The 1798-nt window shown below is 79.4% G+C and carries 1 protein-coding gene and 1 pseudogene; both read right to left on the bottom strand.

Annotation, left to right across the window (positions count from 1 at the left end; translation table 11 throughout):
• A partial coding sequence (murJ, locus tag GTQ99_RS22845) for a murein biosynthesis integral membrane protein MurJ (RefSeq protein ID WP_166617958.1) occupies positions 1-1399 on the bottom strand: 1399 nt, incomplete at its 3' end.
• Between the two features lie 21 nt (positions 1400-1420).
• Positions 1421-1798 (bottom strand): annotated as a pseudogene (locus GTQ99_RS22840) (hypothetical protein); the annotation flags it as partial.

Raw genomic sequence — 1798 nt, 5'->3', positions numbered from 1 at the left:
CCCGCCCCAGGCCCGCCAGGGCCCCCGGGCCCACCTGCCGGTGCACCGCCCGCAGCAGCAGCAGGCCCGCCAGGCTCAGCCCGGCCGTGTGCGCCGCGGCCAGGGCGCTGACGACGCGGTCGCCGGGCAGCAGCAGCGGCAGGACGAGCACGCCGAGCAGGACCAGCGCCCAGCCGGCGACGGTGCCCGTGGCCGCCGGACGGCCCGCGCCGAGGCTGTAGAGGGCCCGGGTGAGCAGGGCGACGAGCCCGTAGCCGAGCAGGCCGGGCGCGAAGAGCACGAGCGCGGTGGCGAGGTCGCCGGTGCGCCCGGAGCCGACCCGGCTGGAGACGAAGACGACCGCGACCGGCACCGCCACCGCGACCAGCACGGCCGCGCCCAGCGAGCTGACGAGCAGCACCGTGCGCACCGACGGCGCCAGCAGGCGGGCGAACTCCGCGCGCGGGCCGTCCGCGGCCCGCGCCAGCCGGGGGAAGACCGCCGTGGCCACCGGCACGGCGAGGACGGCGTAGGGCAGCAGGAACATCGCCCACGCGTAGCTCCAGCGGTTGACCGCCCCGGCGGAGCCGTCGTTGGAGGCCAGCGTCACCGCGACGGTGACGACCTGCTGGGCCAGCAGCACCGCCAGCCCGGACAGGGCCAGCGAGCGCAGCCGGGCCCCGTCGCCGGGGGCCGGGCGCCACGCGGGCCGCCAGCGCACTGCCGAGCGCAGCGCCGGCGCGTGGGTGAGCGCGAGCACCACCACCCCCAGGGTGGTCCCGCCGGCCAGGACGGCGACCGCCCGCCCCGGCACGCCGTCCAGGCCCTCACGGACCACCGCGGCGGGGGCCAGCGCCCCCACCAGCAGGTAGCTGGCGCCCACCACGAGGCTGGAGACCAGCGGTGCGGCGGCGGGAGCGGTGAAGCGCTGCTGCGCCTGCAGCGCACCGGCCAGGACGACGGCCACCGCGTAGAGCGGCACCTGCGGCAGGAAGGCCCACAGCATGAGGGTGGCGGTGGTCAGCAGCTGCGGACCGCAGTCGGCGGTGGCCGCCCCGCTCAGCAGCAGCCGCACGACGGGCCGGGCCAGCGCGGCGGTCAGCGCGGCGACCACCACGAGGGCCAGCACGCTCCAGGTGAGCGCCGCCGAGGCCGTGCGCGAGGCCGCGGCGCGCTCGGCGGGGTCGGCCGAGGACAGCCGGGTGGCCAGCAGCGGCACGAGGACCCCGGCCAGCGCACCGCCGGCCACCACCTCGAAGAGCACGTTGGGCACCTGGTTGGCCGTCTGGTACGCCGTGCCCAGGCAGGTGTCGCCGACCGTCTGGCTGAAGGCGAGGAGGCGGCCGAAGCCGGCGACGCGGGCCGCGACGGTGAGCAGCGCCACGGAGGCGGCGGCGGCGGCCACCGACCGCGCGCGCATCAGCGCCGGCTCACGGGCGGCTCACGGGCGGCCCAGGCGGTCGAGCTCGCGCAGCAGCGGGACGGCTTCGATGACGCGGCTGAAGCTGATGCGCTCGGAGGCCAGCGTCAGCGCCAGCACGACGGCCAGCGCCGCGCCGCGGCCGGTGCGCCCCCAGCGCGCGAGCGCGCACACGCCCAGCAGCGCGCCCAGCGCGTTGGCCCCCGTGTCGCCCAGCATGCTGCGCCCGGCGAGGTCGGCGGGCAGCACGGCCGCGCACGCACCGGCCACCCCCGCCGCCGGCGGGCGCGCCGCGGCGGCGCCGCGGCTGCCGGGGGCGCCGACGGCCAGCGAGGCGGCGGCGACCAGGGCGACCTTGGCCGCGCGGCCCGGTCGCAGGTCGAAGAGGTTGAGCAGGTT

This window comes from Kineococcus vitellinus, assembly GCF_009906315.1.
In the GTDB taxonomy this organism is placed as follows: Bacteria; Actinomycetota; Actinomycetes; order Actinomycetales; family Kineococcaceae; genus Kineococcus; species Kineococcus vitellinus.
This window is presented reverse-complemented; position numbering and strand designations above follow the sequence as displayed.